This is a genomic window from Microbacterium sp. B19(2022) (genome assembly GCF_012030385.1).
In the GTDB taxonomy this organism is placed as follows: Bacteria; Actinomycetota; Actinomycetes; order Actinomycetales; family Microbacteriaceae; genus Microbacterium; species Microbacterium oxydans_B.
The window spans coordinates 16,428-37,534 of record NZ_JAAUVO010000001.1; the positions used below are offsets into that span (position 1 = coordinate 16,428).

The window sequence follows — 21,107 nt, forward strand, 5'->3', positions numbered from 1 at the left end:
CCATCCGAGGCGCTCAGACCCCCGAGGCGCGGACCACGATCTTCCCCACGGTGTGCCCGGCCTCGAGGTGGGCGAGGGCGGCGGATGCTTCCGCGAACGGATACTCGCGCTCGATCACGGGCACGATGCGGCCGTCGGCGACGAGTTCGAGGAGCTTGGCCAGGACCTCGGGTCGCGGCGTCGCGGCGAGGGGACGGATGCTCCGCGAGCCGATCGACAGGACCGCGGCGCGCAGCATCCGCGGGATGGGACCCAGCACGTGGCCGCCATCGCCCGTGACCAGCACGATCCGGCCGCCGTGCCCGACGAGGCGCTGCAGCTCGCGCAGCGGCATCCCTCCGGCGATGTCGACGATCGCGTCGAAGCGGCCAGCCGGGATCTCGCTCAGCGGCGACACGCGATGGTCGAATGTGCGCACGGCGCCGAGGCGCTCGACCAGCGGTGCATTGCGGGCGCTGCACGTGGCCCAGACTTCGGCGCCACGGAGGGCGGCGAGCTGCACCGCGAACGTGCCGACGCCACCGGATGCGCCGATGATCAGCACCCGAGGCGCCTCACCCCCGCGCAAGCCGACGCCCGCCAGGTCCAGGGCCTGCCACGCGGTGCCTCCGGCGATGGGGAGGGAGGATGCGGCCTCGGGCGTGATGTCGGGCGGGATCGGCACGAGTCGGGAGGCGGGAACGCGCACGTACTCGGCGAGTCCTCCGCCGCCGACCAGCTCGCCCACGACCTCCTCGCCGATCTCGGCGCTCACCACGTCGGGCCCGACCGCAACGACGGTGCCGGCGACTTCCATCCCGCGCACCGGATGCTTCGGACGGGTGAGGCCGAAGACCGGGCGCACGAGGAGTGGATCGCCCAGCAGCAGCCGCACGTCACCCGCGTTCAGGGAAGTGGCCCGGACCTTCAGGAGCACTTCGCCGCGGTGCGGCGCCGGCACCGGGATCTGCTCGAGGTTCACCCCGGATGACGGGCCGTAGGTCTCGCGTCGCCAGGCGTTCATCGTCTCGGTCATGATGATGCTCCTCCGGATGCGGGTGGGGCGGGGTAGGCGAACAGGTCGTCGATCCCGACCCCGAACGCCCGCGCGATCTGGAACGCCAGCTCCAGCGTGGGCGAGTACTTCTGCTGCTCGATGGCGATGAGCGTCTGCCGCGTCACGCCGACGGTGCGGGCGAGTTCGGCCTGGGTGAGCCCGGCCTGCTCGCGATGCGCGCGGATGCTGTTCGAGACGAGGGTCGGCTTCACCATCAGACGAGCCCCCGCCGGTAGGCGATCACGCGGGCGATGCCCCCGACGAGCGCGGACACCGCGAAGCCGAGGTACATGGTGTTCGCGATCCAGAACACATCGGCGCCGACCGCGCACAGTGCGATGACCCCGAGCCCGGCGATCACGACGAAGGCCTGCTCGACCCGGCCGCCCATGCGGCCGATGTCACGGTCGCGGATGTCGGAGCGGCCGGCGCCGTCCGGGTCCCTCATCCCGGCGAGGATGCCCCAGACGATGCTGATCACGATCGTCGCGACGATGCCTCCGCCGATCGTCCACAGCATGAGCGGGAACCAGTCGACGGCGGTGAGTGGCCCTCCCCCGGCTTGCTGCAGCACCAGCACGACGTAGACGACCAGCGCGATCGGGCTGACGATGAGTCCCGCCCAGGCGTTGCGTTCCTCGTAGACCATGATGCCTCCGATGTAAAAGATTCTTGACACTCACGCTACGCCGCCGATGCGGCCGTGTCAAGAATTCTTTACACACTCATCTCGCCCCGTCGTCCGGTCGCGCATCGCGAGGCCGATCCGATGACGCATGATGATCGGGTGAGGAAATCGATCGCACTGCTGTGGCTTCTCGCGGGCATCGTGGCGAGCGGAACACTCGCCGCTTCCGTGGCTGTCACGATTGCGACTGTCAATATGCCCGGCCATTCGCCGAGCCTCAAGGACGCAGCCAACGTCACAGCCCTCGTCTTCTGCCTCGTCTCGCTCTGCGGCGGCGCCATTGCAACGCTGTCCGCGCGCTCCAGCCGAACGAAACGACGCGTAACGAGCTGGGCGACGTTCGGCACGGCCCTCGTCGGAGCGCTGGTCACAGCAGCACTACTGATCCTCGCCACCACCTGAGGCGCATTCCGACCGCACGGCCACGCGGTCGCATCCCGCCTCGGAGCGAATCGGGCTGACGCCGCCCTGAGCGCCGCCCGAAAGGGCGATGGTCCGATACATCGGAATGCGATCTCATTGGGCCATCCCAAGCGAGTAGTCCGTCGATAAGGTCGCCCTAAATGCCATACAGACCGGAGGAAGAATGCGAAATTCAATGAAGCCGCTGCTTGCAACTGTGCTGCTAGTTTGCGCGTCTATCGGAGGTGCGTCGAGCGCATATGCCACGGAAGAGCCAGGTCCAGGTTCGCTCACACCGGATGAGCTCCGCAGTCACTACACCGATGAGGAGCTGTTCTATACCCCTGAGATCACCGGTCAGCCAGCGGAGACGGGAAGCGGTGCCACTGAGTCGATCACTCTACGAGGAGCTTCTTATCTCGTCGCATGCACGGTGAAAGCAAACGCGCCTCACATATCTGTGGGCGCCGGTGGAGTCATCTACAAGACTCGCGTGAACTGCACGGGCGAGGGCGCGTACCCGTCAACTGTCTACATCCAGGTAAAAGCTGCGCTCTATCACATCCCCGCGGACAGCCCAACCGACACCGATGACGTCAACTGGCAGTCGAGATTCGAGTCCGCCGAGGGGCGGAGCATGGTGGTCAACGGCGCCACGGAGACGTTCTATGTGCCCTGGGAGGGCCTTGGCGGTAAACAGGGCAAGGGATTCTGGCAGGGCACCTCAATCGTGGACATCACAGACCCCGTGGGATTCAAGTCAGGGAACGACACCTCCGCGGTCTATTTCCTCGACACCACCGCGGGTTGACGACTGGGGCCAGCCGCTCGATCGGCTGGCCCCAGCGATCAATCCTCAGCATCCGCGATCAGCCACACCAGCCCCAAGCGTCCCTGATCGTCTACCGCCCGCATCGCGATAGAGATGGCAGACGTGCGGTCAGCACGAGACGCGGCCCACTGCTCTGCAGCATCCAGAGTCGTTTCATCAAGGTCAAAGGTCTCTCGGCGCCCCTCGGTGTCCTGGATGAAAACCCTGAGATCCAGCGCCGATTTCTCCCACTGTGTATCGCGTTCGTCGACCTCACGTGGAGCGTGATCCATTTCGCCTCCCTGGCTCTACCCGTGCTCGGCGCTTTCTTGTGGCTCACGCCGCACACGTCAACGCTCGAGCACGACAAGGGTAAGGCACCGCACGTGACCGCGCCGGCAGCCCATGCTCAAAGGTTTCATACGACGGTGCTCGGGTGCTCGGCGGGCACCCGTACGCCGGCGAAGTCCTCAGATCACGTCGCTGCTCCAGGGGTCGAGGTTGCCGTAGCGGTGCGCGGTGATCGAGATCGACTGCTCGTGCACGAACGGCAGCAGCTCGATCCGGGCGGCCGCTGTGACCTCGCCGTCGTACACCGCGAGGTCGGGATCACCCCCCGATGCCGTCGCCAGGGCCGTGTGCAGCGCGGCGACCGCGGCACGACCGCCGACCAGACGCACCCGGTCGCTCACCGGCAGCGCGACGACGCCCTCCACGACATCCTCCTCGCGGAGCATCCGCTGCATCCACTCCTCGTCGGTCTCGAGGAAGACCGAGGCATCGAGGTCACCGAGCGCGCGGCGCACATCGCCGGGCAGGCCGACCGGCGTCGAGAGCACGAAGGCCGCACCCGAGCGCACGCCCGCGATCACGACGCGCAGCAGATCCTGCAGGGCCGCATCCTCCGTCGCCCGGATCTCGACCGGCACCGGTCGGTACCGGAACAGGTTCCGCTCCACACCGAGGTGCGACACGTCGCGCACCTGCCCGAACTCGCGGTCCCACGCCAGGGCATCCGAGAGCGCCGCAGCCACTCGAACTTCTCGTACTCCAGCGACGACTGCGCCGACTCGATGAGCGCCGTGATGCGGGAGTCGAGCCCGCGCAGATGCAGGGTGCTGGATGCCGGTCCGCCCGGCTGCGAGCGCCAGGATCCGAGGCCGATCAGGTAGTTCGGGCCACCCGCCTTGGCGCCGGGTCCGACGGCCGACCGCTTCCAGCCGCCGAACGGCTGCCGCTGCACGATCGCCCCGGTGATGCCGCGATTCACGTAGAGGTTGCCCGCCTGCACGCGGTCGAGCCAGAAGGCGAGGTCGCCCGGATCCTGCGTGTGCAGCCCGGCGGTGAGCCCATAGGCGACGGCGTTCTGCAGCTCGACGGCCTTCTCGAGGGTCGGTGCGTGCATGATGCCGAGCACCGGCCCGAAGAATTCCTCGGTGTGGAAGCGCGACCCCGACTGCACGCCGACGCGGATGCCGGGCCGCCACAGCCGCCCGCTGCCGTCGTCGCCGGCCGTGAGCGCGGGCTCGATCAGCCACTGCTCCTCGCCCTCGAGCTCGCTCAGCGCCCAGGCGAGCTTGCCCTGCGGCGGCTCGATCACGGGGCCGACCTCGGCGAGCGGATCGGTGGGCGGGCCCACGTGCAGCGAGCGCACGGCATCCGCGAGCTGCCGCTTGAACCGCGGTGAACGGCCGACGGGGCCGACGAGGATCGCGAGGGAGGCGGCCGAGCACTTCTGCCCCGCGTGCCCGAAGGCGCTCTTCACCAGGTCGGCGACGGCCAGGTCGAGGTCGGCCGAGGGGGCGATGATCATCGCGTTCTTGCCGCTGGTCTCGGCGAGCAGCGCCAGGTCGGGACGCCAGGAGCGGAACAGCGCGGTGGTGTCCCACGCGCCGGTGAGGATCACGCGGTCGACCGCGTCGTGGGTGATGAGCTCGCGACCGAGCTTTCCCTCTTCGATGTCGACGAGCGCGAGCAGATCGCGCGGGATGCCCGCCTGCCACAGCGTCTCCGCGATCACTGCGGCGCAGCGGCGGGCCTGCGGTGCCGGTTTGAAGACGACACCCGAACCCGCGGCGAGCGCGGCGAGCACTCCGCCGGCGGGGATCGCGAGCGGGAAGTTCCACGGCGGCGCGACGACGGTGACGGATGCCGGGACGAACACGGCGCCGGCGATCGCGTCGAGCTCGCGCGCGGTGGCCGCGTAGTACCGGGCGAAGTCGACGGCCTCGCTCACTTCGATGTCGGCCTCGGCGAAGATCTTGCCGGTCTCGGAGGCGGCGACCTCGATCAGGTCACCGCGTCGGGCTTCCAGGGCGGCGGCGGCGCGCAGCAGCACCTCGGCCCGCTCGGCGGCGGGACGCCCACCCCACGCCGGAGCCGCACCGCGGACCCCCTGCACGATCTGCTCCAGGGATTCCGCGTCGTCGATGCGAGCGGCCGCGATCGTGGCGTCACCGAGCTCGGATGCGCCGATACGCTCCCGCACCTCGCGCGCCCAGTCGCGGTTCACCGGCAGGGCGGGGTCGCTGTCGACGGTGTTCGAGAAGCCCGGGGCACCACCGGCATCCTGCTCCAACTCACGAGCGGAGTACACGGCGGTCTCGAGGAAGGCCTCGCGACCGCCGCCGTCTTCGGAGCCGCGCGAGATGCCGAGTACGGCCTGGGTGAGGTCGGTCTCCGGCAGCGGTGACACGGGCGAGGGGCGCAGCGCTTCGTGCACGGGCGCGCTCCGATCCTGCGTGCGACGCGGTCCGGTCCACAGAGTGGGATCGTCCGACCGGTCGAGTGCGTCGAGGAACCTGTCCTGCTCCCGCACGAACAGGGCCTCGTCCTCGCCGAGTCGGAATGCGGCGGAGAGGAAGTTGTCCGGCGACGCGTTCTCTTCGAGCCGGCGCACCAGGTAGCTGATCGCGACGTCGAACTCGGCGGGTGCCACCACGGGCACGTACAGCAGCACGGGCCCGACCTCGCGCGAGACGGCCTGCACCTGCCCCTGCGCCATGCCGAGCAGCATCTCGAACTCGACGGCCTCGCGCACATCCCGCTCGCCGGCGAGCAGCCACGCGTAGGCGATACCGAACAGGTTGTGCCCGGCGACGCCGACCTTCACCGCGGCGGCGTGCTCGGGGCGCAGGGCCCAGTCCAGGCAGCGCAGGTAGTTCGCGTCGGTGTCGAGCTTGGTGTCGTAGGTCGCGGGGGTCCAGCCGTGCATCCGCGCCTCGACCTGCTCCATCGCGAGGTTGGCTCCCTTGACGAGGCGCACCTTGATGCGGGCGCCGCCGTGCGCGACGCGGTCCTGCGACCAGGCGGTCAGCTCCTGCAGGGCGGGCAGGGCGTCGGGCAGGTACGCCTGCAGCACGATCCCGGCTTCGAGCCCGGCGAGCCGAGGGTCTTCGAGGATGCGCGTGAACACCGCGATCGTCAGGTCGAGGTCGCGGTACTCCTCCATATCGAGGTTGATGAAGGTGCCGTCCGCCGCCGCCGTGAGGTACAGCGGGAGCAACCTCTCCACCACCTCGTCGACGATCTCGTCGAACGCCCACATCGACAGGTGGCTGACGATGGCCGAGACCTTGACCGAGACGTAGTCGACATCGGGCCGTCGGATCAGCTCGTGGATGCCGTCGAGCCGGCGCTTCGCCTCGGCCTCGCCCAGTACGGCTTCGCCCAGCAGGTTGAGGTTCAGGCGCGAGCCCGTGGCCGTGATGCGTTCGATGGCGGCTTCGAGTTTGGCGGGCCGCGCATCGACGATGAGATGCCCGACCATGTCGCGCAGCACCTTCCGCGCGATCGGCACGACCGGCGACGGCAGGATCGGCGCGACTCCCCCGCCGAGACGCACCACCGAGCGCAGGTACCAGGGCAGGAACTCGGGCACGATCGGCGCGATGCGGTGCAGCTGCGAGGCCGCGGCGCTCAGGCTCTCGGGGCGCATGACACCGTCGACGAAGCCGAGAGTGAACGGCAGCCCGTTCGCGTCCTGCAGCACTCCGGCGAGACGGGCGGCAGCGGGGTCGGGTTCGATCGCGGCGGCCTCGATCGCCCACCGCCGAGCAAGCTCGACGGCACGGTCAGCGAGGGGTGCGGATGCCACGGCATCCGCCGGAGAAGACGACGACTCTGCCATGTGTCCACCCTAGGTCTGCATACCCTCGCAGGCCGGGAGCCCGCACCCCTCTCGACAGCTCACAGCGCGGCGATGATGTCCTCCACCCGCTGCTTCGCGTCGCCGAACAGCATCTGCGCGTTGTCGCGGAAGAACAGCGGGTTCTGCACGCCCGCGTAACCGGCGGCCATCGAGCGCTTGAACACGATGACGTTCTCGGCCTCCCACACCTTCAGCACGGGCATCCCGGCAATGGGACTCGACGGGTCTTCCGCGGCCGCGGGGTTCACGGTGTCGTTCGCGCCGATCACGAGCACCACCGAGGTCGAGGCGAGGTCGTCGTTGATCTCGTCCATGCTGAGGACGATGTCGTACGGCACCTTGGCCTCGGCCAGCAGCACGTTCATGTGGCCGGGAAGGCGACCCGCGACCGGATGGATGCCGAACCGCACGGCGACTCCCCGCTCGCGGAGCCGACGGACCAGGTCGGCCACCGGGTACTGCGCCTGCGCGACCGCCATACCGTAGCCGGGCGTGATCACGACACTGCTCGCCGCGGCGAGCATCTCGGCCGCACTCTCGGCGGTGATCTCGCGGTGCTCGCCGTACTCGGCGTCGTCGGCGGTCGGTGCCGCGATCCCGAAGCCGCCGGCGATCACGGAGAGGAACGAGCGGTTCATGGCCTTGCACATGACATAGGAGAGGTAGGCACCCGACGATCCGACCAGCGCACCCGTGACGATCAGCAGGTCGTTGTTGAGCAGGAAGCCGGCCGCGGCCGCCGCCCATCCGGAGTAGCTGTTGAGCATCGAGACGACGACCGGCATGTCTCCGCCGCCGATCGAGGCGACGAGGTGCCAGCCCAGGGCGAACGCGAGCACGGTGACCGCGATCAGGAGCCACAGCTGCTGGTCGTTCACGAACCACACGGTGAGGGCGACGAACGCGACGAGCGCCCCGATGTTCAGCCCGTTCTTGCCCGGGAGCATGAGCGGCTTCGACGACATCTTCGCCGACAGCTTGAGGTAGGCGACGATCGATCCGGTGAAGGTCACCCCGCCGATGAAGACGCCGATGAACACCTCGGCGTTGTGGATGCCGAACAGCTCGGGGGCGATCTCCGGATGCGCGAGGTAGCCGTTCCAGCCCACGAGCACGGCCGCGAGTCCGACGAAGCTGTGCAGGAGCGCGATGAGCTCGGGCATCCCGGTCATCTCCACGACCCGTGCGCGCCACAGGCCGATGGCCGCGCCGATGAGTACCGCGGCGACGAGCAGCCCGAGGCCGAGGAAGGCCCCGGTGCTCCAGGCGTCAGCGACGGTGAGGGCGACGGTCGCGACCAGCGCGATCGTCATGCCGGCGATGCCGTAGACCACGCCGGCGCGGGCGGACTCGTGACGGCTGAGGCCGGCGAGGCTGAGGATGAACAGCAGGGCGGCGACGATGTAGGCCGCCCCGGCGAGCGCGTCGACGGTCACTTCTGGCCGCCCTTCGCCGAGTTCCCGAGTGTGAACATCGCGAGCATCCGACGGGTGACCGCGAACCCTCCGAAGATGTTGATCGACGCCAGCAGCACCGCGATCGCGGCGAGCACCTGCACGACCGGCAGCGGCGAGGTGATCTGCAGCATCGCCCCGACCACGATCACGCCCGAGATCGCATTGGTCACCGACATCAGCGGGGTGTGCAGCGCGTGGTGCACCTTGCCGATCACGTAGAAGCCGATCACGACCGACAGCACCAGCACCGTGAAGTGCTGCGGGAGCGGAGCGGGGGCGAACGCGTTCACGGCGAACAGCGCCGCGATGCCGACCACGATCAGCGTGACCTTGCGCGCGGTGGACATCTTCTTCGGCGGCGCGACCTCGACCGGCGTCGTGGCGGCCTTTGCCACGGGGGCGGCCGCGACCTGCACGGCGGGCGGCGGCCAGGTGACCTCGCCGTCGCGCACGACCGTGACCGAGCGCTGCACCACGTCGTCGAAGTCGATCACCAGCCGGCCGTCTTTGGCGGGGGTCAGCAGGGCGACGAGGTTGGCGAGGTTCGTACCGTAGAGCTGCGAGGCCTGGGCGGCCAGGCGCGACGCCAGGTCGGTGTAGCCCAGGATGATCACCCCGTTGTCGGTGACGGTCCGCTCGCCCGCGACCGAGCCCTCGACGTTGCCACCCTGACCCGCAGCCATGTCGACGATCACGCTGCCCGGCTTCATCTGCGCGACGTCGGATGCCGTGATGAGGCGAGGCGCCGCGCGACCGGGAATCAGCGCCGTCGTGATGATGATGTCGACGTCGGCGGCCTGCTCGGTGTAGATCTCGGCTGCTCGCCGGTCGTAGTCCGCACTCGTCGCCTTCGCGTACCCGTCGGTGGAGGCGGCGACCGCGACGTCGACCGGCAGATACGTGCCGCCGATCGAGGTGACCTGGTCGGCGACCTCGGGGCGCGGATCGGTGGCGCGCACGATCGCACCGAGGCTCGACGCGGCACCGATGGCCGCGAGCCCGGCGACGCCGGCCCCGGCGACCAGCACCTTCGCCGGCGGCACCTTGCCTGCGGCGGTCACCTGTCCCGTGAAGAAGCGACCGAACTCGTGGGCGGCCTCGACGACGGCCCGATATCCGGCGATGTTCGCCATCGAGCTGAGCACGTCCATCGACTGCGCGCGCGAGATGCGGGGTACGGCGTCGAGCGCGACGGCCGTGATTCCCCGCTGCGCGAGAGACTCCACCAGGTCGGGGCGCAGGGCGGGCGAGAGCAGCGCGATGAGGGTCGCGCCGTCGGCCAGCAGGGCGATCTCGTCGGGGCCGGGTGCGGTGATGGCGAGGACGACCTCGCTGCCCCACGCCTCGGCGCGCTCGACGAGTGCGGCCCCCGCCGCCTCATACTCCGCGTCGGGGTATGAGGCTGCAGCGCCCGCTCCGCGTTCCACTCTGACCGTGTGGCCCAGCTTCCTCAGTGACGCGATCGTCGCCGGGGTGGCCGAGACCCGCGCTTCGCCCGCAGGCTCCCGCACGATGCCGATGACTGCCACTGCATCCTCCTCCGCCCGTCTGCATCGACGGGGCCGCTCCGGGGCGTCTCTGCCCCTGACTTTCGCTCAGAGTACTGAGCGCGGCTCCGGATGCGCCCCTCCTTCGCCCGCATGACACGGAAAGAAGTGTCGTTCTTGCGGAAAGCGGAGGAGCGATCAGCCGCGCGCGCGGTCCTAAGCTGTTGCCGTGACCACGACGCCGCCGGAGAGCCCCGCCCAGGGGCAGGATCCGGCCGTCACCGCGGCGAATGCGAGCGCGCGGGCGAAGGTCCTCGGCTGGGCACGGCGCAGCATCGACCTGATCCCGACGTCCTGGCTCATCACCGGCGCCGGCGCCGTGCTGCTCGCGACCACCGCCGTCTTCGGCGGACTCGAGGCCGCGGCCGTCGATCCCACCCCGGTCGTCGAGGTCGGCGAGACCTTCGCGGGCTCCGATCTGGAGATGACCGTGCTCGGGGTCGAGCTGCGCGACGAGCTGAGCGCGGAGAGTGGCCAGACCCTGGTCTTCCCGGACGAGGAGAAGGGCGAGCGAATCCTGGTCGTCACGGTCGACGTCACCAACACGTTCGACAAGCCGCGACCGTCGACGGCGAACCCCCCGCAATCCCCGGTCCTCGACGGCATCCGCATCGAGGGTCTCGACGAAAAGGGCGACGTCTTCCGTACCGACGACGGCGAGCGCGCGCCCCGGTTGCAGCCTGACGTCCCCGCCCGCATGCTGCTCACCTGGACCGTCGGGCCGGACGACTTCCTCGACGGCGACGAGATCACTCTCACCCTCCCCGAGTCGGACCACTACGTCGGGCAGAGCGTGATGCGCGGCGACTACTGGGTGGACGTCCGCGTCGGAGCGACGCTGACGACGACCATCGACGAGGTGCCGCTCCCGTGAAGAAGCACATCCTGATCTGGGTCGCCACCGTCGCGTTGCTCGTCTGCGCCTGGGGTGTCTCGAAGGCGACGCTTCCCGACGACGCCCCGAACGCCTCGTTCTCCACGGTCGCGCAGATCGGCGAAGAGGCCTCGACGCGCAACCTCGTCGCGACCGTGACCGACGTGCACCTCGCGGACCGGGTCACGGATGCGAAGGGCTGGTCGGCCGACGGCACCTGGCTCGTCGTCGATCTCGAGGCCGCCACCGGGATGACGCAGGATCAGAGCGGCTCACGGCTCGCGGAACTCACGATCGGCGACCGCACGTTCAGCGCGACGGATCGCGGCACCTCCTTCGTCGATCAGCGCCTGGTCACCGGCGTCCCGCGCTCCGGGAGCCTCGCGTTCGAGCTCCCCGACGACGTGACCGGCGACCGCGCGACGCTCCGACTGGGCATGCCGGGGTCCGGCCTCGGAGAGGTGCTGCGCGACACCGTGATCGAGCTGTCGATCGACCTCGCCGCGCTGCCCGTCGAGGCCGAGGTGCTCCTGGACGAGAACGGCTGGGCCCGATGACCATCCCCCTCCCTCCGGTACCGCCCGCGCCTCGGGAAGACGCGGAGGCCGCCGCTGCCCCGGCGAAGCCGCCCTCCTGGTGGCGTCGCAACACTCTGGCTCTGGTCGCACTCGTCGTGCTGCTGCCGGCGACCGCCATCGCGGTCGGATGGCAGGAGTGGTATCAGTTCTTCGGATTCGGGGCCCGCGCGGTCACACCTGTGGTGGTCGCCGAGGACGAGACGACCGATCTCGCCGGCGCAACCTGGGGGCCGGTGCGCGGTGGGGAGATCGAGGATCTGTCAGGCCTCGACGTCCCCGACGACACGCGCCTGATCGCCGTCGGGGTGCCCGTCGACACGGGCACCGAGGGGGTCGCGTGCGAGACGCCGACGCTCGTGGAGCAGTCAACGGGACGCGAATGGAGTCCGGTGCGTGCGGAGATCGGCCTGGACTCGAGCGCGGAGGAACCGGAGCTCTGCCTCGGTTCGCAGACCGGCTCGTACGAGCTGATCGTGCCGTTCGTGGTGCCGGAAGATGTCGAGGGCCCCTTCTGGGTCGACGTGCGCCCCTACGACGCCGGCGGGTCCTTCGTGAGGTTCGAGTTCGAGCCCTGACCTTCGACGCTGTCCCTGGTGGGCGCGGTGACCATCGCGGCGGCGACGGCATCCACCGACGAGGGCAGGAGTCCGGCGGCATCGGCGACGGCGCGCATCTCTCCCTCCGCCTCCGAGACGCCCACCGTGTCGGTGCGGTCCTGCTGCCGCTTGCGCAGCCGCGCGAGGGTGGCGTCGTACGCCCCGCTGATCACCGCGATGCGCACCGGCTCCATGAGCAGCAGCGGCACGAGCGAGACGAGCGGCGCGGCGATCGCCCAGAACACGAACTCCTGCGGGCCGACCAGGCGGGTGATCCCGAAGCCGAGGTACGACTCGAGCGCCTTCACGATCACGTAGAGCAGCGCGTAGGAGCCGACGAGGAGGGGACCTGCGCGCCACATGAGCAGCAGCGCTCGTCCGATCGGGCGGAAGCGGGCACCGAGCTCTTCGCCGAGATCCTTGAGCCGGCGCACGAGCGGGTTCGGGATCACGGCCGCGTGTTCGCGCACGCGGGCGATCAGCTCGCTCTCCACACGCAGCTTCTCGGCGACGATCGCCTGGCCGAACACCACACCGGCGATGGTCAGCCACGCGAGCGGAGCGAGCAGCACCGGGCCCGCCTCGGAGAGCAGCCAGCCGATCCCCTCCCAGAGCCAGCGCAGCGGGGCGACGGCATCCAGGATCTGCTCTCTGACCGTCTCGAAGAAGGCCATGGCTGCGCGGCTGTCGACCCACGCCTTGATCGTGTCGAAGATGTCGCCGAGCACCATCACCGAGAAGAAGACCCAGACGACCTCGAAGTAGACCGCGACCGGCGACAGCCACTTCGCGAGCTTCGCCGACCACTTCGACCACGCCCAGCGGCCGGCGAACGCGAGCACGATGATCGAGATGGTCCACACGTTGATCGGCAGGTTCAGCACGGTGTCGACCGAGCTCACCGGACCTTCGCCGTTGGCAGCCGCCGTCCAGATGACGCCGTTGCGCACCTCGAGAGCGCGCAGCGAGTAAGCCCGCACGTCTTCGCCCAGCAGCCCCTGCGCCCAGTAGACCGCGAAGAAGGGGAGGATGCCGGCGAGCAGCGCCGAGAGGAAGGTGCGGCGGCGGTCCGCAGCGGCTTCGGGCAGCGGCGCGACCTCCTGCAGGTTGCGCAGCCCGTCACGCAGCACCAGGAACATCGCGACCAGGCTGATCAACCGCGCGAGGATCCCGATCGGAAGGACGAGGAACCCGAGGGTGGCGGAGTACGCGCCGATGAATCCGGCGACCTCGGTGATCACGTAGTGCACCAGGACGCCCGCGAGATACCACGCCATGAGCGCGGGCCAGTGTCGCCACAGCACGCGCCCGGTGGTCTTCAGGATCGCCAGCACACGGTCAATATATCGTTGCCGCCGGCCAGCGCTGCCGACCGGGTCAGCCCCAGATGCTCGGCGCCTTCACCCGCACGGGCGGGAGGGCGGATGCCGCGGCCCAGTCGTGCACCCACGCGTCGATCTCCGGCACGCCCTCGGGCTTGCCGACCGCGGCGAACAGCTCTTCGTTGCTGACCGTGCCGCCGGTGCGACGCAGCATGCGCGCGCGCACGATCGCCCGGGCGTAGACCTCGCCGTCGACCACGGCGCGGTGCTCGAGGAACAGCGCCTTCTCGTCGTGCCCGATGAATCGCGACTGCACCTCGAACCGCTGCCACAGCTGCAGCGACTTGCGGAACGTGATCGTCTCACTGGAGACGACCGCGTACCACCCCTGAGCCTTCATGGCATCGAACAGCCCGGTGCGGATGAGCTGGTCCCAGCGTCCGAGGTCGAACAGCGACAGGTAGCGACCGTTGTTCATGTGCCGCAGGATGTCGAGGTCGGTCGGCAGAGTGGTGATGGTGATGCTGCCCACCGCCGTCGGGTCGAGGGTCTTCCCCCGCCGCACGCGGCGTCGGGCGCCGAGGATCACCAGGAGGGTCCGCCAGATCACGTTCACGAGGATTGATCGTAGCCAGGAGTGCACGATTCGCGAACAACGTTGTACGAACCCTCCAGGCCGGCACGTCGCGCGTCATCGAACATCCACTCGATTTCTCCTTCGCGGACGCCGCGCGTAGAGTCACGATCATGAGCGCCGAAGCCCAGTCTGAAGTCATCGTCCGTCCGGTCCGTGATGTGGATGCGGAAGCCCTCGGTCGCGTGCATGCCCAGTGCTGGCACGAGACCTACGACCACCTGATCAGCAAGGCTGCGCTCGAGAAGGTCTCGCCCCGGCGCATGGCCGAGCTGTGGACGCACTGGGCCTCGCAGGGTCCCGAGTTCAAGATGAACGCCGCGCTCGTCGACGGTGAGATCGTCGGTTTCGTCGGCTCCGGCCCCGCCCGCGACAAGGATGCTCCGGCGTTCCGCGAGCTGTACTTCATCTACCTGCTCGATGCGCTGCACGGCACCGGCATCGGCCAGAAGCTGTTCGACGCCGCGGTCGAGACCGACGAGCCCCTGTACCTGTGGGTCGCCGAGGACAACCCCCGCGCGCACCGCTTCTACACGCGCAACGGCTTCGCCCTCGACGGCGCGACGCACACCGAGCCGTTCCTCGGTGAGACGCTGACCGAGGTCCGCTTCGTCCGTCCCTGATCCAGTCTTCGCCGGAGACGGGCCGCTTCCCTTCGGGGAGGCGGCCCGTTCTCGTGGGGCGGGCGGATCGGGTCAGAGGCGCTCGATGATCGTCACGTTCGCGACGCCGCCGCCCTCGCACATGGCCTGCAGGCCGTAGCGCCCACCCGTACGCTCCAGCTCATTGAGCAGCGTCGAGAGGATGCGTGTGCCGGTGGCACCGATCGGGTGTCCGAGCGCGATCCCGCCGCCGTTGACGTTGACCTTCTCGTGCGGCACCCCGGTCTCCTGCATCCAGGCGAGCACGACCGAGGCGAAGGCCTCGTTCACCTCGAACAGGTCGATGTCCTCCGGGCGCAGGCCCGTGCGCTCCAGAGCGTGCCGCGTCGCGGGGATGGGCGCGGTGAGCATGAGCACGGGGTCGTCGCCGCGCACGGAGAGATGATGGATGCGGGCGCGCGGGGCGAGCCCGTGCTCCTTCACCGCACGTGCGCCCGCGATCAGCACAGCACTGGACGCGTCGCTGATCTGCGAGGCGACCGCCGCCGTGATCCTGCCGTTCGGAGCGAGCGGCTGCAGCCCGGCCATCCGCTCGAGCGACGTGTCGCGGCGCACACCCTCGTCGTGATCCAGACCGTTCAGCGGCGCGATCTCGTTCGTGAAGCGCCCCTCGTCCTGTGCGTGTGCCGCACGCCGGTGGCTCTCCAGGGCGAACTGCTCCATTGCCTCGCGGGTGATGTCCCACTTCTCGGCGATCAGCTCGGCACCGCGGAACTGCGAGATCTCCTGGTCGCCGTAGCGCGCACGCCAACCGGGTGATTCCGCGTACGGGGTCGTGAAGCCGTACGCCTCCCCCACCGTCGCCGCCGCCGTGAGCGGGATCTGCGACATGTTCTGCAGTCCGCCCGCGATGACCAGATCGCTCGTGCCGCTCATCACGGCCTGCGCGGCGAAGTGCACGGCCTGCTGGCTCGACCCGCACTGTCGGTCGATCGTGACTCCGGGCACGTGCTCGGGAAAGCCGGCGACGAGCAGAGCGGTGCGGGCCACGTTTCCCGCCTGCCCGCCGATCGCGTCGATCGCCCCGAAGACGACGTCGTCGACGGCGCCGGGATCGATGCCCGTGCGCTCGACGAGTGCGGTGAGACTGTGCGCTCCGAGGTCGGCCGGATGGATGCCGGAAAGCGAGCCGCCGCGTCTGCCGACGGGCGAGCGCACCGCGTCGACGATAAATGCCTCTGCCATGTTCTTCCTTTCGTGGGGTGCGCCGCCGCCGTCTCGATACGTGAGCCGATCATCGCACGGACAAGTCATCGACTAGCCTTAAGTCTTGGGATCTATGGCCAAAAGTCGTAGATGGAGAATGGGGAGTTTCATGGGGCAGTCGAGCACGTCGACCGAAGTCACCCGGCGGGCGCTGATACGCGCCGCCGCATGGTCCGTACCGGTGGTCGCGGTGGCGGTGGCCACTCCGCTCGCCGCCGCATCGCGCCGGGCGGAGTTCGCCGTCGAGATGGCACCGGCGAGTGTCGACGGCGCGACGTTCACCTGGCCGGGGGCGCTGATCGCGAACAACGGGACGACCCCGCTGACGCTGACCTGGTCGATCGAGGTGACGCCGACGCTCGACTCGCTCAGCGGCCCGCTCACCGGCACCATCACCATCCCGCCGCAGAGCTCCGCGACCGTGGCGGCCGGCGTGACCGGATACTACGTGGCGGCCGCCTGGGAGACGAAGCTGCTCCTGACCCTGATCCATGACGGCGGCTCGCAGACTGACGAGATCAGCTTCCGGGCCCGGGAGATGTAGTCGGGCCCGCCGGGAGCAGCAGGCGGAAGCGCTCGCAGATCACCGGCATGTCCGGCGCGTAGCCGCGCGGGTTCTCGGAGTGCTGACGCCAGTACCGCTCATGCACCTCACGCCACTGTGCGAGGGTGCGATCGTCTTCTCCCTCGGCGTATGCGTGCGCCTCGTCGACCTCGTCGAAGGGCACGATGTCGATCGCGGTGGTCTCGATCACGGCCCGCGGCGCGCCCGATCCGTCGAGGATGATGCTCAGTTCGCCGACGACCGGCAGCGGGTCTCCGCTCTCGTCGTAGTCCCACAGCGACGAGGCGGTACCCACCTTGATCTCGGCGAGCACCAGCGCCAGAAGCTCATCGGCGTGCTCCGGAGTGGCGCCGAAAGCCCAGGCCTCGGGCAGTTTCTCCGGCAGCTCCGGCATCGCACTTCGCGCGTCGCGCCAGTAGTCCTGGATACGTGTGGTCTGGTCCACCATGTCAGCGCCCCGAAACCTTGCCGAAGACCTTCGCGATCGGCGCGAGCACCAGCGGGCGGGCGGCCACCCAGGCGAGCGCGATCACCACGAGCGAGAGGATGAAGACCCAGAACCCGGTCCAGGTGACCGCATCCTGCGACGCGAACATGTGGTTCAGGTTGCGCAGGAATCCGGTGAGCATCACCAGCGCGACGTGGGCGATGATGAACGCCACGAAGTACAGCATGATCGGGAAGTGCAGCGCGCGCGCCCACTCCACCGGGTACGCCTTCGACAGCTTCTCTGCCCGCTTCGGCCACAGCCCCGACATGCGGAACCCGGTGATCGCGGCCAGCGGCGCGGCGACGAACACGGTCACGAAGTACGCGAGCTGCTGCAGGCTGTTGTAGTTGTTCCAGCCCTTCTCGTGCGGCCAGTCGAACGAGACGTACTGCAGGGCCGCCGACAGCGCGTTCGGGAAGACCTCCCAGCTCGTCGGCACGATGCGCACCCAGTGCCCGGTGACGAACAGCAGCACCACGAAGATCACGCCGTTCAGAAGCCACAGGATGTCGAGCGACTGATGGAACCAGAGGTTCAGGCTGATCTTGCCCTTCGCGTTTCCGCGAGGCGTCCAGAACACCGTCGGCCGCTTCTCGGTGCGCACCTGCAGCCCCGAGCGGATGATCAGCACGATCAGGAACATGTTGAAGAAGTGCGCCCAGTTGACCCACGGCGCGAAACCGGGCTCGACCGCGATCGCGGGCTCATACTCGCCCGGGAACGCCGCGAGGAAGTCCTGCATGAACGGGAAGCTCAGGAGCGCGCGCACGAAGGCGATGGCGGCGCCCGCCAGCACCCCGAGTGCCGCGGCGCCGAACAGGACCGCGATCGCCTGCGGCCAGGTCGGACGCGGGCGACCCGTCGCCGGTGCCTCGGTGACGTGCCGCGGCGCGCGACCGTTCCACACCGTACGCGTCCACGGCAGCGGGGTGTCGAGGTCGGCGAGGACCGGGACGACCAGGGCGGAACCGGCGGCCGGGGCGGCGGGTTCCGGGGCGGCGACAGGCTCGACGAGCGTGGCGGCATCCGCGCCTTCGTCCACAACGGGTGCGGCGGCAGCCGCCGCGACGCCGGATAGGGTTGGCACGGTGTCTGCGGGCGGCCACGGATCTCCGCCGACGACACGCGGCAGACCGCGACGGACGTGGCTGGCGGAAACCGCCTCCATGCCTGCAACCGGAGTCCCCTGCGGGCTGGGCGCAGCAGCAGCAGCAGGTTCGGCGCCGGCAGCAGAAGTCGCGGTGGTCGTCGCCGCGGCGCTGGTCGCGGCCGGCGCGGGGACGACGGGCGCCACCTGCGGGGCAGCCGTGCCCGTTGCGGTCGCGGGAGCCCCATCGGTTGGAGGCCACGGCTCGCCGCCGGGCACGCGCGGCAGCCCGCGGCGGATATGCGATCCACCGCTCCCCGCGGCGTCGACAACCGGAGAAGCAGCTGCGACAGGGGCACCTGCCGTCTCCGCCTCGGAGACCGCATCGGTCGTCACCGTCGCGGCGACCGGTTCGACGACGGCATCCGCGACCGGTGCGACCGACGAGTCCGCCGCCGCATCCGACGATGCATCATCCGGCGCCACCGAATCGGGCACCACCGCAGCGGCGGGCGGCCACGGCTCCCCGCCCGGCACGCGCGGCAGACCGCGTCGCAGCATCCGCGTCACCATGACTACTTCTTCCGCGCCTCGAGGGCGGCGATCACCTTCGGGACCACCGCGAACACGTCGCCGACGATGCCGAAGTCGGCGACGTCGAAGATCGGCGCCTCCGGATCCTTGTTGATCGCGACGATGTTCTTGGAGGTCTGCATGCCCGCGCGGTGCTGGATCGCCCCGGATATGCCGAGCGCGACATACAGCTGCGGAGACACCGAGACTCCGGTCTGACCGACCTGGTGCGACTGCGGGATGTAGCCCGCATCGACGGCGGCCCGGGAGGCACCGACAGCAGCGCCGAGCGCATCGGCGAGCTCTTCGACGAGCACGAACTTCTCCTTCGACGCGAGACCGCGTCCACCGGAGACGACTCGGGTGGCTCCGCGCAGCTCGGGGCGGGAGGAGGCGACCTCGACCGCCTCGACCGGACCGGCCGTCGCGGCGACCGCACCGGACGGGGTGACGTCGAGCACCTCGACCGAGTGCGACGGCACGGCTTCGGCGCGCGCGTCCACCGCGCCCTGACGCACCGTGATCACCGGAGCGCCGAAGGTGGCAGCCGAGTCGACCAGGTAGGCGCCGCCGTAGACGGAATGGTGGGCGACGACCCCCTCCTCGTCCCGGGAGACGCCCACGGCATCCACCGACAGAGCGCTCTTCGTGCGCGCCGCGAAGCGTCCGGCGACATCGCGGCCGGAGATCGAGTTCGAGATCAGCACGGCATCGGGGCGCACCTGTGCGGCCGCGGCCTGCAGGGCGTCCACGATCGGCACGGTGAGCACGGACGGGTCGCCGTCGGAGGTCAGCACGACGGATGCTCCTGCTGCAGCGGCCTGATCCACCGCGGCCGGGCTGCCACCGACGATGAGCGCCACGGGCGAGCCGATCGTCGAGGCCGCACCGATGAGCGCCGCTGTGCTGCTCGCGACGTAGCCGGACGGGTCGACGTCGATGAGGACGAGGATCGGGTTCTCGGACGAAGTCATCTCACACCAGCCTGTTCTGCACGAGGTACTCGACGAGCTTGTCGGCCGCGTCGCCTTCATCGGTGATCTTCACGCCGGCGGCGCGCGGGGGCTTCTCGGACACGGCGGTCATGATCGTCCGCGGAGCGGCGGACGGATCTGCCGAGACGTCGAGGTCGGCGAGCGAGAGCACCTCGAGGGGCTTCTTCTTCGCCGCCATGATGCCCTTGAAGTTGGGGAAGCGTGCATCGGGGAGCGCCTCGGTGATCGAGATCACCGCGGGCAGCGGGGCCGAGACCGGCTGCCCACCGGCGTCGGCGGCGCGGGTGCCGGAGACGCCCTCGGCGGTGATCTCCAGCGAGCTGAGCGCGGTGGCCTGAGCGAATCCGAGGTGCTCGGCGAGCATCGCCGGGATGACGCCTCCGGAGCCGTCGGTCGACAGGTTTCCCGTGATCACGAGATCGGGCGCACCGCGGCGGATGGCAGCGGCGAGCACTTCGGCGGTGAGACCGAGGTCGGCGCCGGCGAGCTGCTCGTCGGCGATGTGCACGGCCGACGCGGCGCCGATCGCGAGCGCGCGGCGCACCGAGGCGGTCGAGCCGCCGGGAGCCATCGACAGCGCGACGACCTCCGTGCCGTCGTTCTTGTCGGCGTAGCTGAGCGCGACCTCGAGAGCCCGCTCGGTGATCTCGTCGAGGACGACATCACCGGCCGCCCGATCGGCGAGTCCGGTCTCGAGATTCAGCTTGCGATCGCCATAGGTGTCCGGCACCTCTTTGACCAGGACGAAGATCTTCATCGAATGCTCCTCACGACTGCTGCAATTCTAGACGGCGATACTGAGTTCCAAACCCCCTGCGACTGGGAGTCACGGCTGGCGACATCGGATGCATCGCGCGCCGTCGCCGCCCGATGCCCTCCCGCCAGTACCGTGGAGAAATGGTCCGACCCCGTCCGCTCCCCATCGATCCGCTCGCCGAAGCCAAGCGGCAGTGGGTCGCCCACGGATGGACGGATGCCGCCGACGGCATGGCGCTGGTCACGTCGGTCATGCGCGCTCAGCAGCTGTTGCTCGCCCGGGTCGATGCGGCGCTGAAGCCGTTCGCGCTCAGCTTCGCCCGGTTCGAGGTGCTGCGCCTGCTGGCGTTCAGCCGCGCCGGCCGCCTCCCCCTGTCGAGCGTGGTCGCCCGCCTCCAGGTGCATCCGACCACGGTGACCAGCACGGCGGAACGCCTGGTCCGCGACGGGCTCATCGCCAGGGAGCCGCATCCGCACGACGGACGCGCCGCACTCCTCGCACTCACGGATGCCGGTCGAGAGCTGGTCGAACGGGCCACCCAGGCGCTGAACTCCGAGGTCTTCGCCGACCCCGGCATGAGCCGCGACGACGCGGCCGAGCTCGTCGCGATCGTCGCCCGCCTGCGCAAGGACGCCGGAGACTTCGCCGATCCGCGTCCACAGCCCGACGCCCTCTGA

At 69.6% G+C, this 21,107-nt stretch carries 23 protein-coding genes; 8 read left to right on the top strand and 15 right to left on the bottom strand.

From position 1 onward, the window contains the following. Positions 1–13 precede the first annotated feature (13 nt). From HCX50_RS00090 to HCX50_RS00100, 3 genes are read right to left on the bottom strand one after another with little or no spacing between them, the layout of a single operon-like run. Positions 14–1,015: an NAD(P)-dependent alcohol dehydrogenase gene (locus tag HCX50_RS00090; RefSeq protein ID WP_167632587.1), complete on the bottom strand. Its 1,002-nt coding sequence runs from the start codon at positions 1,013–1,015 to the stop codon at positions 14–16. Then, positions 1,012–1,251: a helix-turn-helix transcriptional regulator gene (locus HCX50_RS00095; protein ID WP_091031373.1), complete on the bottom strand. Its 240-nt coding sequence runs from the start codon at positions 1,249–1,251 to the stop codon at positions 1,012–1,014. The genes HCX50_RS00090 and HCX50_RS00095 overlap by 4 nt, the downstream gene beginning before the upstream one ends. Then, positions 1,251–1,685 carry a hypothetical protein gene (locus HCX50_RS00100; RefSeq protein ID WP_091031377.1) on the bottom strand — a complete coding sequence of 145 codons (435 nt, stop codon included), beginning with the start codon at positions 1,683–1,685 and terminating at the stop codon, positions 1,251–1,253. Before HCX50_RS00100 ends, HCX50_RS00095 begins: the two co-directional genes overlap by 1 nt. A 120-nt stretch (positions 1,686–1,805) precedes the next feature. Here HCX50_RS00100 and HCX50_RS00105 point away from each other — a divergent pair, with 120 nt between their 5' ends. Both HCX50_RS00105 and HCX50_RS00110 read left to right on the top strand, forming a co-directional pair. Then, positions 1,806–2,126 carry a hypothetical protein gene (locus HCX50_RS00105; protein ID WP_091031380.1) on the top strand — a complete coding sequence of 107 codons (321 nt, stop codon included), beginning with the start codon at positions 1,806–1,808 and terminating at the stop codon, positions 2,124–2,126. 196 nt (positions 2,127–2,322) lie between these two features. Further along, the gene (locus HCX50_RS00110) at positions 2,323–2,937 is read left to right on the top strand and encodes a hypothetical protein (protein WP_140403312.1); all 615 of its coding nucleotides are present in this window, start codon (positions 2,323–2,325) and stop codon (positions 2,935–2,937) included. Positions 2,938–2,975: 38 nt separating this feature from the next. Here the strand turns inward: HCX50_RS00110 and HCX50_RS00115 are convergent, their stop codons facing one another. The 5 genes from HCX50_RS00115 to HCX50_RS00130 form a co-directional block, all read right to left on the bottom strand. Further along, entirely contained in the window at positions 2,976–3,230 is a 255-nt protein-coding gene (locus tag HCX50_RS00115; protein WP_091031386.1) for a hypothetical protein, read from the bottom strand. Between the two features lie 177 nt (positions 3,231–3,407). Beyond that, complete coding sequence (locus HCX50_RS19770; RefSeq protein ID WP_237682257.1) at positions 3,408–3,866, bottom strand: hypothetical protein; 459 nt, start codon at positions 3,864–3,866, stop codon at positions 3,408–3,410. After that, positions 3,806–7,066, bottom strand: a complete 3,261-nt coding sequence (locus tag HCX50_RS00120; RefSeq protein WP_237682258.1) for a proline dehydrogenase family protein — start codon at positions 7,064–7,066, stop codon at positions 3,806–3,808. The genes HCX50_RS19770 and HCX50_RS00120 overlap by 61 nt, the downstream gene beginning before the upstream one ends. A gap of 59 nt (positions 7,067–7,125) precedes the next feature. After that, positions 7,126–8,523 carry a Re/Si-specific NAD(P)(+) transhydrogenase subunit beta gene (gene pntB / locus HCX50_RS00125; protein WP_167632588.1) on the bottom strand — a complete coding sequence of 466 codons (1,398 nt, stop codon included), beginning with the start codon at positions 8,521–8,523 and terminating at the stop codon, positions 7,126–7,128. Then, positions 8,520–10,073 (bottom strand): Re/Si-specific NAD(P)(+) transhydrogenase subunit alpha, encoded by a 1,554-nt coding sequence (locus tag HCX50_RS00130; protein WP_167632589.1) that lies wholly within the window; start codon positions 10,071–10,073, stop codon positions 8,520–8,522. The genes pntB and HCX50_RS00130 overlap by 4 nt, the downstream gene beginning before the upstream one ends. Positions 10,074–10,260: 187 nt before the next feature. On the opposite strand from HCX50_RS00130, the gene HCX50_RS00135 reads away from it, so the two are divergent. Genes HCX50_RS00135 through HCX50_RS00145 form a run of 3 tightly spaced genes read left to right on the top strand, consistent with a single transcriptional unit; the run spans position 10,261 to position 12,118 of the window. Next, on the top strand, positions 10,261–10,965 hold the full coding sequence (locus HCX50_RS00135) for a DUF4352 domain-containing protein (protein WP_167632590.1): 705 nt from the start codon (positions 10,261–10,263) through the stop codon (positions 10,963–10,965). After that, positions 10,962–11,522, top strand: a complete 561-nt coding sequence (locus HCX50_RS00140) for a DUF4352 domain-containing protein (RefSeq protein ID WP_167632591.1) — start codon at positions 10,962–10,964, stop codon at positions 11,520–11,522. Before HCX50_RS00135 ends, HCX50_RS00140 begins: the two co-directional genes overlap by 4 nt. Next, the gene (locus tag HCX50_RS00145) at positions 11,519–12,118 is read left to right on the top strand and encodes a hypothetical protein (protein ID WP_167632592.1); all 600 of its coding nucleotides are present in this window, start codon (positions 11,519–11,521) and stop codon (positions 12,116–12,118) included. Before HCX50_RS00140 ends, HCX50_RS00145 begins: the two co-directional genes overlap by 4 nt. Here HCX50_RS00145 and HCX50_RS00150 read toward each other — a convergent pair. Further along, positions 12,073–13,473: a hypothetical protein gene (locus tag HCX50_RS00150; protein WP_167632593.1), complete on the bottom strand. Its 1,401-nt coding sequence runs from the start codon at positions 13,471–13,473 to the stop codon at positions 12,073–12,075. The two genes, HCX50_RS00145 and HCX50_RS00150, sit on opposite strands and share 46 nt — an antisense overlap. Before the next feature lie 43 nt (positions 13,474–13,516). Further along, complete coding sequence (locus HCX50_RS00155) at positions 13,517–14,077, bottom strand: acyl-CoA thioesterase (RefSeq protein ID WP_029262119.1); 561 nt, start codon at positions 14,075–14,077, stop codon at positions 13,517–13,519. A gap of 131 nt (positions 14,078–14,208) precedes the next feature. Here HCX50_RS00155 and HCX50_RS00160 point away from each other — a divergent pair, with 131 nt between their 5' ends. Next, the gene (locus HCX50_RS00160; protein WP_091032251.1) at positions 14,209–14,718 is read left to right on the top strand and encodes a GNAT family N-acetyltransferase; all 510 of its coding nucleotides are present in this window, start codon (positions 14,209–14,211) and stop codon (positions 14,716–14,718) included. Positions 14,719–14,790: 72 nt separating this feature from the next. Here the strand turns inward: HCX50_RS00160 and HCX50_RS00165 are convergent, their stop codons facing one another. Continuing rightward, a complete protein-coding gene (locus tag HCX50_RS00165) occupies positions 14,791–15,942 on the bottom strand; it encodes an acetyl-CoA C-acetyltransferase (RefSeq protein ID WP_167632594.1) in 1,152 nt (383 codons plus the stop codon). A 130-nt stretch (positions 15,943–16,072) separates the two neighbouring features. Here HCX50_RS00165 and HCX50_RS00170 point away from each other — a divergent pair, with 130 nt between their 5' ends. Beyond that, positions 16,073–16,507 carry a hypothetical protein gene (locus HCX50_RS00170; RefSeq protein ID WP_167632595.1) on the top strand — a complete coding sequence of 145 codons (435 nt, stop codon included), beginning with the start codon at positions 16,073–16,075 and terminating at the stop codon, positions 16,505–16,507. Here HCX50_RS00170 and HCX50_RS00175 read toward each other — a convergent pair. The 4 genes from HCX50_RS00175 to HCX50_RS00190 are packed head-to-tail and all read right to left on the bottom strand — an operon-like array spanning position 16,482 to position 20,430. Continuing rightward, on the bottom strand, positions 16,482–16,976 hold the full coding sequence (locus HCX50_RS00175; protein WP_167632596.1) for an ASCH domain-containing protein: 495 nt from the start codon (positions 16,974–16,976) through the stop codon (positions 16,482–16,484). The two genes, HCX50_RS00170 and HCX50_RS00175, sit on opposite strands and share 26 nt — an antisense overlap. Position 16,977: 1 nt before the next feature. After that, positions 16,978–18,678, bottom strand: a complete 1,701-nt coding sequence (locus HCX50_RS00180; RefSeq protein WP_167632597.1) for a cytochrome b/b6 domain-containing protein — start codon at positions 18,676–18,678, stop codon at positions 16,978–16,980. A gap of 2 nt (positions 18,679–18,680) precedes the next feature. Then, positions 18,681–19,652, bottom strand: coding sequence for an electron transfer flavoprotein subunit alpha/FixB family protein (locus HCX50_RS00185; RefSeq protein WP_167632598.1), 972 nt, complete (start codon positions 19,650–19,652; stop codon positions 18,681–18,683). 1 nt (position 19,653) lies between these two features. Further along, complete coding sequence (locus HCX50_RS00190; RefSeq protein ID WP_167632599.1) at positions 19,654–20,430, bottom strand: electron transfer flavoprotein subunit beta/FixA family protein; 777 nt, start codon at positions 20,428–20,430, stop codon at positions 19,654–19,656. A 140-nt stretch (positions 20,431–20,570) separates the two neighbouring features. Here HCX50_RS00190 and HCX50_RS00195 point away from each other — a divergent pair, with 140 nt between their 5' ends. Beyond that, complete coding sequence (locus tag HCX50_RS00195; protein ID WP_091031433.1) at positions 20,571–21,107, top strand: MarR family winged helix-turn-helix transcriptional regulator; 537 nt, start codon at positions 20,571–20,573, stop codon at positions 21,105–21,107.

Excerpts from the sequence above, each read along its gene's own strand:
- HCX50_RS00180 (WP_167632597.1), bottom strand. The coding sequence starts at position 18,678 with ATGGTGACGCGGATGCTGCGACGCGGTCTGCCGCGCGTGCCGGGCGGG.
- HCX50_RS00145 (WP_167632592.1), top strand. The coding sequence starts at position 11,519 with ATGACCATCCCCCTCCCTCCGGTACCGCCCGCGCCTCGGGAAGACGCG.
- HCX50_RS00190 (WP_167632599.1), bottom strand. The coding sequence starts at position 20,430 with ATGAAGATCTTCGTCCTGGTCAAAGAGGTGCCGGACACCTATGGCGAT.
- HCX50_RS00175 (WP_167632596.1), bottom strand. The coding sequence starts at position 16,976 with ATGGTGGACCAGACCACACGTATCCAGGACTACTGGCGCGACGCGCGA.
- HCX50_RS00095 (WP_091031373.1), bottom strand. The coding sequence starts at position 1,251 with ATGGTGAAGCCGACCCTCGTCTCGAACAGCATCCGCGCGCATCGCGAG.
- HCX50_RS00115 (WP_091031386.1), bottom strand. The coding sequence starts at position 3,230 with ATGGATCACGCTCCACGTGAGGTCGACGAACGCGATACACAGTGGGAG.
- HCX50_RS00195 (WP_091031433.1), top strand. The coding sequence starts at position 20,571 with ATGGTCCGACCCCGTCCGCTCCCCATCGATCCGCTCGCCGAAGCCAAG.
- HCX50_RS00110 (WP_140403312.1), top strand. The coding sequence starts at position 2,323 with ATGAAGCCGCTGCTTGCAACTGTGCTGCTAGTTTGCGCGTCTATCGGA.
- HCX50_RS00185 (WP_167632598.1), bottom strand. The coding sequence starts at position 19,652 with ATGACTTCGTCCGAGAACCCGATCCTCGTCCTCATCGACGTCGACCCG.
- HCX50_RS00100 (WP_091031377.1), bottom strand. The coding sequence starts at position 1,685 with ATGGTCTACGAGGAACGCAACGCCTGGGCGGGACTCATCGTCAGCCCG.
- HCX50_RS00160 (WP_091032251.1), top strand. The coding sequence starts at position 14,209 with ATGAGCGCCGAAGCCCAGTCTGAAGTCATCGTCCGTCCGGTCCGTGAT.
- HCX50_RS00090 (WP_167632587.1), bottom strand. The coding sequence starts at position 1,015 with ATGACCGAGACGATGAACGCCTGGCGACGCGAGACCTACGGCCCGTCA.
- HCX50_RS00105 (WP_091031380.1), top strand. The coding sequence starts at position 1,806 with ATGACGCATGATGATCGGGTGAGGAAATCGATCGCACTGCTGTGGCTT.
- HCX50_RS00170 (WP_167632595.1), top strand. The coding sequence starts at position 16,073 with ATGGGGCAGTCGAGCACGTCGACCGAAGTCACCCGGCGGGCGCTGATA.
- HCX50_RS00120 (WP_237682258.1), bottom strand. The coding sequence starts at position 7,066 with ATGGCAGAGTCGTCGTCTTCTCCGGCGGATGCCGTGGCATCCGCACCC.
- HCX50_RS00165 (WP_167632594.1), bottom strand. The coding sequence starts at position 15,942 with ATGGCAGAGGCATTTATCGTCGACGCGGTGCGCTCGCCCGTCGGCAGA.